The following is an 8,101-nucleotide window of genomic DNA, read 5'->3' as shown; positions in this document are numbered from 1 at the left end:
GCGGCGGCGTTGGCCGGAGGCTCAAGCCCCCGGCTACTCTGACGAAGCCCTCCGGGCTCTTTTTTGGCGGCGGCGTTAGCCGGAGGCTCAAGCCTCCGGCTACTCTGACGAAGCCCTCCGGGCTCTTTTTTGGCGGCGGCGTTGGCCGGAGGCTCAAGCCCCCGGCTACTCTGACGAAGCCCTCCGGGCTCTTTTTTGGCGGCGGCGTTGGCCGGAGGCTCAAGCCTCCGGCTACTCTGACGAAGCCCTCCGGGCTCTTTTTTGGCGGCGGCGTTAGCCGGAGGCTCAAGCCCCCGGCTACTCTGACGAAGCCCTCCGGGCTCTTTTGGGTTGCCCTGGAATGGCCAAACCCCACGGCTGGGCAGTCGTCACCCGGCTTGGGCAACATCTGGGCGGCTCCGGCCTGAGTCGGCTCGTCTTTTCCGGCTGCACGCTCGCCGAGATCCGCCGTCTGTCGCTCGGGGCGGCGATTCTCGCCCGCGTCGACGTCCTCGTCGCCGGCCGCTACGTCGCCAGCCAGCGCACCGGCCGCGGCCTGCTCGGCTCCGCCAACCAGCGCCTCCACCTGCTCACTGATCGCTACCGCCTCGCCGACCTCTTTACCGTGCCGGCCTGTGAGGTCGTTCTACACGCCGACGGCAGCTACACCGTGTCCGGGGTGGCGCCGCTGGAGGTCGGGCGTCCGGGGCGTTCGTGATGGGGCGGACGCAGGGGACGACGGCACTCCTGGTACGGTACGCGAGGACATCCCGGCGGTCAGCCGTGAAGGGCGGTATTCTTCAGCCATCCCGAATCCAGGCAGCCATGGTGGGGGGGGGCGGATTCCCATTCGTGAGAACTCGCCCTTCCTTCCCGTGCGACGGGCGGACAACGTCTGGTTGTTGCGGCGGGAGGCGCGTGTGGAAACCTAGGCCTGACGAACGGCCTGACACTTGCTGGGTATGGCCACAACCGGAGGAGGGGAACCCATGAAGCGATCGAAGTTAGTGTCCTGGACCTGGGTATGGAGTGCGGCCCTCGCGTTCACGCTGGGGGTGCCGCTCTTTTCGCAAGCCACACACAGGCTGATGGCAGCCAGTTCGCGAGCGGCGATCGCAGGCCCCGGGGTTGCCGCCGCACAGGACGGGGTGTGCGTCGGCAATTGCAACGGGGATGCCGAAGTGACCATCGACGAAATCATCATCGGCGTGAACATCGCACTGGGCAGCGCGCAACTGAGTGAGTGCCCGATCTTCGATTCCGTCGTCGATGGGCAGGTCACGGTGGATGAAATCATCCTGGCGGTTACCTACGCGCAAAACGGATGCCCGGCGCCGCCGAGCGTTTTGCGGGCGGCGCGAGTGGCGGGGCCGCCGACTGGTATAGATGATCCGGCGTGGAGTGCGATGCCGGCGTTCGAACCCACACTGGCCAACATGGTCACCAACCTCGTGTATGGCGACGGGCAGCTGAACATGTCCGGCACGTACAACGGTTCCGCCGACTTCAACGATGGCCAGCCGGCTGGCCTGAAACTACGGGCCGTTCACGATGGCACGAAGCTGTACATTCTTGCCGAGTGGAATGACCGCAGCTTCAACCGGGATCGGCGGCGCTGGCTCTTTAATGGGCCGGCCGACCCACTGAAGGCCGGCGAGTCGGCTGCCGCGTGGACGTCGCAGCTCAACGACGACAAGATCGGATTGGCTTTCGAGATCGAGTCGGCGGAGAGCGAGTTCGGCACCTTTGCCAACGCCGGCTGCGCGGCATCATGTCACGTCGTCGGTACCGCGGGCCTCGACATGCGCCCGCAAACCGGCAAGGTCGACATCTGGCATTGGAAGGCGTCGCGTTCCGAACCGCTGGGTCACGTCGCCGACCAGGTGTCCGCACCCGACCGTGGCCGCACGGATGACGCTGGCACCGGCATCGAGCAGCGCAACCGGCCCTCGGGAGGTAACGATCGCTCCGGCCCGGCGACTGAATGGGACGGCACCCCCCAGGTGTTTGTACGCTGGGACGGTCACGAGCTGGCGCTGGATCCGGCATACGTAATCCTCGACGGTTTTCGCATGCCCTTCGAAGGAAACGCCGCCCTCGGCGATACCACTTACGGGGCGAAGTGCGCCGGGTGTCACGGAAACGTGGGACAAGGCGGCTTTGCCACGGCACTCAACAAGGTGGAGTTCACCCGCCGCTCGCGCGCGGAGCTCGGGGAGGATATCGCGGCGTCGTCGCATCCCGGCGCAGCAGCTTTCGCCAGCCTGACGGAGCAGGAGAAGACCGACCTGTTGGCACGGCTGCGCGGGATGTCCGGCGTGCCCGGCTACTACTTGAAGCCCCCGACGGGCAGCGCCGCCGACATCGTGACGCAGTCGAACGTCGAGTACGAGCTCGTAGTCGACGTGACGCGGACCAACTACCGCGTTCTCATGGTCCGCCTGCTCGACACAGGCCACGACGATGATGCACGGTTTACGCCCGGAAATGCGTACGTCTTCGGTGTCGCGCTGATGGACAACGACGGGCGTAACCACATCGGCTCTCGGAAGGAGACCCTTAACATCGACCCGTGAGGACAGTTGCCGGGGACGCCCCGCCGGAGGCTCAAGCCTCCGGCTACTCGAACGAATCCCTTCGGGCTTTTTGGGGGCGGCGTTGGGGCGGCCACGACTCCATATTACGTAACCGGACCGCCGAGGATAGATGCGGAAGATGAGCCCGCCAGGGCTTGGTGGGAGTAGCCGGAGGCTTGAGCCTCCGGCCGGGAGTGCCTTGAGTTTCCGGCCGGCGGGGGGCCGCCGGGGACGCCCCGCCGGAGGCTCAAGCCTCCGGCTACTCGAACGAATCCCTTCGGGCTTTTTGGGGGCGGCGTTGGGGTGTGGCCCCGCTTCGGGGTGGATGGGGAGGATGCGGGACCGCCACCGGCGCGACGGTCTCGGTTCCTTCTTCATTTCCCGTTCCGCTTTCTTCATTCCCACTGTATTGTTCACCCTCTATTCTTTACTGGTAATTCGTCGCCTTCGCCCCTTCTGCCCATGATGCTGATCGTTCCCGCCATTGACCTCAAAGCTGGACGCTGCGTACGGTTGTTGCGCGGCGATCTGAACGCGGAAACCGTCTACGGTGACGACCCGGTGGCCATGGGCGAGCGGTGGGTGTCGGAGGGCGCCGAGTACCTCCACGTCGTCGATCTGGACGGTGCAGTCGCCGGCGAGCCGGTCAACGGCGCGGCGATTGCCGCGTTGTGTCGGGCGCTGCCGATTTCGATCGAGGTCGGCGGCGGCGTGCGCACGGTGGGGCGGGCCGAGGCTTTGCTTGCCAGCGGGGTCGACCGGGTGATCTTCGGTACCGCGGCACTGACGCACCCGGAGATTGTCGCCGAGGCGTGCCGGCGCTTTCCAGGGCGTATTGCGGTCGGCATCGACGCCCGTGACGGACGCGTCGCCGTGCAGGGCTGGACGAAAACCAGCGCGACGACGGCGGCGGAGTTGGCCCGCCGCGCGGCGGCTGACGGCGCCTGCCGCATCATCTACACCGACATCAGCCGCGACGGCACGGAGGAGGGGGTCAATGTGGCTGCCACGGAGGCGCTCGCCCGGGAGGTCGACGTTCCGGTGACAGCCTCGGGCGGTGTCGGTTCGCTGGCCGACATTGCAGCCCTCACAGCAACGCGTCTGGTCAACCTCGACGCGGTGATCGTCGGCAAAGCCCTCTACTCGGGCGCCGTCTCGCTGCGAGAGGCAATCCGCACCAGCCGCAGCGCCCCTCCGCAAACCCCACAAACCTAACCACCGACCACCGACCACGGACCACTGAGTACCCAATGCTCGCCAAGCGCATAATCCCCTGTCTCGACGTCAAGGACGGGCGGGTCGTCAAGGGCGTGAACTTCGTCGGCTTGCGCGACGCGGGCGATCCGGTGGAGGTTGCGCAGCGTTACGACGAGGAGGGGGCGGACGAGTTGACGTTCCTCGACATCACGGCCTCGCACGAGCGGCGCGGCATCATTCTCGATGTCGTGGCGCGAACTGCGGAGACGGTGTTCATGCCGTTGACGGTCGGCGGCGGCGTGCGCGAGTTGTCGGACGTGCGGGCGTTGCTGAACGCGGGGGCGGACAAGGTATCGATCAACACGGCGGCGGTACACAACCCCGACTTCGTGCGTGCGGCGGCGGAGAAGTTCGGCAGTCAGTGCGTGGTCGTGGCGATCGATGCGAAACGGGGGAGCAAGACCTCTTCGGGTTGGGAGGTGTACACGCACGGCGGGCGCACGCCGGTAGGGCTCGATGCGGTCGAGTGGGCGCGCCGGATGGCCGCCTACGGGGCCGGGGAGATCCTGCTGACGAGCATGGACCGCGACGGCACTAAGGAGGGCTACGATCTGGCGTTGACGCGCGCCGTCGCCGACGCGGTCGGCGTGCCGGTGATTGCGTCGGGCGGGGTGGGTACGCTCGATCACATTTACGAGGGCCTGACCCTGGGCGGCGCCACGGCGGCGCTGGCGGCGTCGATCTTCCACTACCGCGAGTACACGGTGATCGAGTGCAAGCGGTATCTCGCCGCGCGCGGTGTGACGGTACGGCTGTAAAGCTCGCCGCCGGCGGCGGTAACGAAGCCGATGTCCCGGATCGTCCCCGCCCGAGCGCCCGCGTAAGTCTCGGGTGGAACGTGCGCTCCGCGCACGTTGGCCGCTTGGGGAAAGTAATTGACGTCAGCCACGCATCCAGTCCGCCGACATCGTCCTGCCGCCGGCCACGGAGCGGCGGGAGCTGCGGCTGCGCTGCGTGGTGCGTCCCGAGCGCGAACAGCCATCCTCCTCGATCATCTCGGGCTCAGCTTCCCGATCGACTCGCCGTTCCGACGATGCTTGAAACCGCCGGGATCGGGGTCGCACCAGCCGAAGTTGGCTAGACCGAAGACGATCCGCGTAATTCCGGGCTGCCAGGAGCGCCCGGCGGCGCTCCCTCCCCACGCCTCATTCCACGTTCTGCACCTGTTCCCTGAGCTTCTCGATTTCGCCGCGCGCCTCGATCGACAGGTTGGTGATCTCCAGATCGTTGCTCTTCGAGGCCACCGTGTTCACCTCGCGATGGACTTCCTGCAGCAGGAAGTCGAGCCGCTTGCCCACCGGCTCGGCGGTGCCGAACGTGTCGCGCATCGCGGTAACATGACTGTCCAGGCGGACGAGTTCCTCGGTCACATCGGCGCGGGAGGCGATGACGGCGATTTCCTGCGCTAGCCGTTCGGGGCTGACGTTGACGCCGGCGGCGACGCTCTCGATGCGCTGCCGTAGTCGGGCGGCCGCATCGGCGGCGGCGGCCCCGACCCGGGCGTGCATCCGTTTCACCAGCCGCGCCAGGTGCGCGACGCGCCGTTGCATGTCCCGGGCCAGCGCCCGCCCTTCCTTTTCGCGCGCCCGCCCGAAGCTGTCCAGAGCGCGACCCAGAACCTTTTCGACGTGCTCGATCTCGGCGGTGAGTTCCCCGCGTCGCTCGACGACCCGCACCACCTCGGGGCGGCCGAGCAGCGCCTCGATCGCCACGGTTCCCGGCAGGTTCAGCTTGCGCTGTAAGCGGCGCCAGGCGTCCACGTAGGCGCGCGCCAACGATTCGTTGACGTCGACCACGTACTCGCCGTCCTGCAGCCCCGAACGCGTTATCGTGACCTCGACCTTGCCGCGCGCCACGGCCTCCTGCACCGACTGTCGCAGTTGTTGCTCCGCCGCGGCGTATTCGCGCGGCAGGTTCATTCGTACTTCGAGAAACCGCTGATTGACGCTGCGAATCTCGACGTTGATCTTGGCGCCCTCGCCCTGCCACGTTGCCTGCCCGAATCCTGTCATGCTCCGCATGCGCTCTCCCTGAAGATCCTTCAACTTAGAATCGGTCCCGACTGCGGAACCTCCACCCCGACTCATCGTTCCGTTGGGACTTGCCACGGCCGACGGTCGGTGCCCTCGTCAGGCACCCTCCTCTGCGGTCACCGCACGGCGCAGCTCCGCGGCGCTCGCCGTGGCCGTTCCGACCTTGCCCACTACGACTCCGGCGGCGTGATTCGCAAGAAACGCCGCTTCGTCCCAATCTCCACCCGCTGCCAGGCTCAGCGCGCACGTCGCCACCACGGTATCGCCGGCGCCCGTGACGTCGAAGACCTGCCGGGCAACGGTCGGGTAGTGCCGCAGGGCGGCCCGCGGGCGCACCAGTGTCATGCCGTGCTCGCCACGGGTGATCAGAATCGCCTCCGCTTCCCAGCGCTCCAACAGCCGCAACCCTGCCGTGCGCAGGCTTGCCTCGTCGTGGATCTCGATACCGGCGGCTTCCGCCGCTTCGTGGATGTTCGGCGTTGCCAGCGTGATGCCTTTGTAGTGCGCGAAGCTCGGCCGCTTCGGGTCGACCACCAGATGGAAGCCGTGACGCGCCCGCAGCGCCGCGAGGGCCGCCAGCAGTTCGGGCGTGACGGCCCCCTTGCCGTAGTCCGAAACCACAACGCCGTGAAACCGCCTGGCGCGCGTGTCCAGGAAGCGGATGATCGGCGCGCCCGCCCCGCGGCTGCGATCGGTGTCCTCGCGGTCGAACCGAACCACCTGCTGGTTGTGCGCAATGATCCGGGTCTTGCGGATGGTTACGGCGGTGCGCGACGCCATCACACCGGCGGTGCCGGCGCCGACCCGCGTCAGCTCCTCGACGATACGGCGCCCCGCGGCGTCGCGTCCGACCATTCCGCAGACGGTTACCGCGCCACCGAGAGCGCGGATGTTGTTCGCGACGTTGGCCGCGCCGCCGAGATGGAAGCTCTCGCCGGTCACCTGCACGACCGGGACCGGAGCCTCGGGGGAGATACGCTCGACGCGGCCCCAGATGAACTGATCGAGCATCAGATCTCCGACCACCAGCACGCGCACCTTCGGAAAGCGGCGCAGCAACGCAGTTGCCCGCCGCGACAGCGCCGTACTCATGCCGACACCGCCACGGACGCCGCCGCGCGTCCCGTCGCCCACTGGCGCACCGCCGCTGCCACGATGTCCACCTGCGCCGCCGTCAACTCCGGATAGAGCGGCAACGCCAGCACCGTGCGAGCCGCTTCGGCGGCCCCCGGGCAGGCCTCCGCAACCAGCCCCGCCGCGGCGAATGCCGTCTGCTCGTGCAACGGAATCGGGTAGTGCACGCTCGTGCCGATTCCGGCGGCATCGAGATGTACGCGCAGAGCGTCCCGCCGGCGGCAGCGCAAGACGAAGAGATGATAGACGGGTTCGCGGTCGGGCCTTGCCGCCGGCAATTCGATTTCCGGCAGGTCGCCCAGAGCCCTGACGTACGCCGCCGCCAGAGCGCGCCGCCGCTCGTTCCAGGCGTCCAGATGGCGCAACTTGATGCGCAACACCGCCGCCTGCACCGCGTCGAGTCGCGAGTTGTACCCGATCACGGCGTGCACGTACTTGGCGCTCTGCCCGTGGTCGCGCAGGACCCGGATGCGTTCGGCAAGCGCCGCGTCGACGCAGGTCACCGCGCCCGCGTCGCCGAGCGCCCCGAGGTTCTTGGTTGGGTAGAAGCTGAACGCCGCAGCGTCACCGAGCGCGCCGACGCGTCGCCCGCGATATCGCGCCCCGTGCGCCTGAGCGGCATCTTCCACGACGTGCGCACCGATTTTCGTGGCCAGGGCGCCGACTTCCTCCATCGGGGCGGGGTGGCCGTATAGATGCACCGGGATTATCGCGCGCACCGGCGACGACACCTTGTGTGCGGACCGCCGCAGGGCGTCGGGGTCGATGGCGAACGTCCGGGGATCGATGTCCACGAACAGCGGCCGGGCGCCAGCATGACACACGGCTTCAGCCGTGGCGGCAAAGGTAAACGCCGGCACCGCCACCGCCGAACCCGGACCGACGCCGAGCGCCCGCAATGCCAGCGCCAGCGCGTCGGTGCCATTGGCCACGCCAACGGCATGGGGGGCCTCGCAGTAGGCTGCGAACTCGCGCTCGAAGGAGGCTACTTCGGACCCGCCGACGAACGCCGACGTGTCGACGAGGCGGCGCAGGGCCGCTTCGATCTCGGCCCGCAGGCTGTCGTGCTGCGCGCGCAGGTCGAGCACCGGAATCGCCATGCGGATGGGATAACGGAGGGGG

General features: G+C 67.9%; 7 protein-coding genes. 4 read left to right on the top strand and 3 right to left on the bottom strand.

Features of this window, described 5'->3' with window-relative positions; genetic code table 11:
- Window positions 1-340 precede the first annotated feature (340 nt).
- The 4 genes from L6Q96_07585 to hisF all read left to right on the top strand — a co-directional run bounded on the left by L6Q96_07585 (window position 341) and on the right by hisF (window position 4,570).
- Complete coding sequence (locus tag L6Q96_07585) at window positions 341-697, top strand: radical SAM protein (protein MCK6554430.1); 357 nt, start codon at window positions 341-343, stop codon at window positions 695-697.
- Window positions 698-968: 271 nt separating this feature from the next.
- Complete coding sequence (locus L6Q96_07580; protein MCK6554429.1) at window positions 969-2,555, top strand: ethylbenzene dehydrogenase-related protein; 1,587 nt, start codon at window positions 969-971, stop codon at window positions 2,553-2,555.
- Window positions 2,556-3,020: 465 nt separating this feature from the next.
- Complete coding sequence (gene hisA, locus L6Q96_07575) at window positions 3,021-3,770, top strand: 1-(5-phosphoribosyl)-5-[(5-phosphoribosylamino)methylideneamino]imidazole-4-carboxamide isomerase (GenBank protein MCK6554428.1); 750 nt, start codon at window positions 3,021-3,023, stop codon at window positions 3,768-3,770.
- A gap of 35 nt (window positions 3,771-3,805) precedes the next feature.
- On the top strand, window positions 3,806-4,570 hold the full coding sequence (gene hisF, locus L6Q96_07570; protein ID MCK6554427.1) for an imidazole glycerol phosphate synthase subunit HisF: 765 nt from the start codon (window positions 3,806-3,808) through the stop codon (window positions 4,568-4,570).
- Between the two features lie 387 nt (window positions 4,571-4,957).
- Here hisF and L6Q96_07565 read toward each other — a convergent pair whose 3' ends face one another.
- The 3 genes from L6Q96_07565 to L6Q96_07555 form a co-directional block, all read right to left on the bottom strand.
- Window positions 4,958-5,833 carry a YicC family protein gene (locus L6Q96_07565; protein ID MCK6554426.1) on the bottom strand — a complete coding sequence of 292 codons (876 nt, stop codon included), beginning with the start codon at window positions 5,831-5,833 and terminating at the stop codon, window positions 4,958-4,960.
- A 108-nt stretch (window positions 5,834-5,941) separates the two neighbouring features.
- Window positions 5,942-6,937, bottom strand: coding sequence for a D-glycero-beta-D-manno-heptose-7-phosphate kinase (gene rfaE1, locus L6Q96_07560; GenBank protein ID MCK6554425.1), 996 nt, complete (start codon window positions 6,935-6,937; stop codon window positions 5,942-5,944).
- Window positions 6,934-8,079, bottom strand: a complete 1,146-nt coding sequence (locus L6Q96_07555) for a DegT/DnrJ/EryC1/StrS family aminotransferase (protein ID MCK6554424.1) — start codon at window positions 8,077-8,079, stop codon at window positions 6,934-6,936. Before L6Q96_07555 ends, rfaE1 begins: the two co-directional genes overlap by 4 nt.
- Between the last annotated feature and the right edge of the window lie 22 nt (window positions 8,080-8,101).

This window comes from Candidatus Binatia bacterium, assembly GCA_023150935.1.
GTDB lineage: Bacteria > Desulfobacterota > Binatia > HRBIN30 > HRBIN30 > JAKLJW01.
Note: the sequence above shows the minus strand (reverse complement) of the source record. Positions and strands in the feature narration are given on the sequence as shown.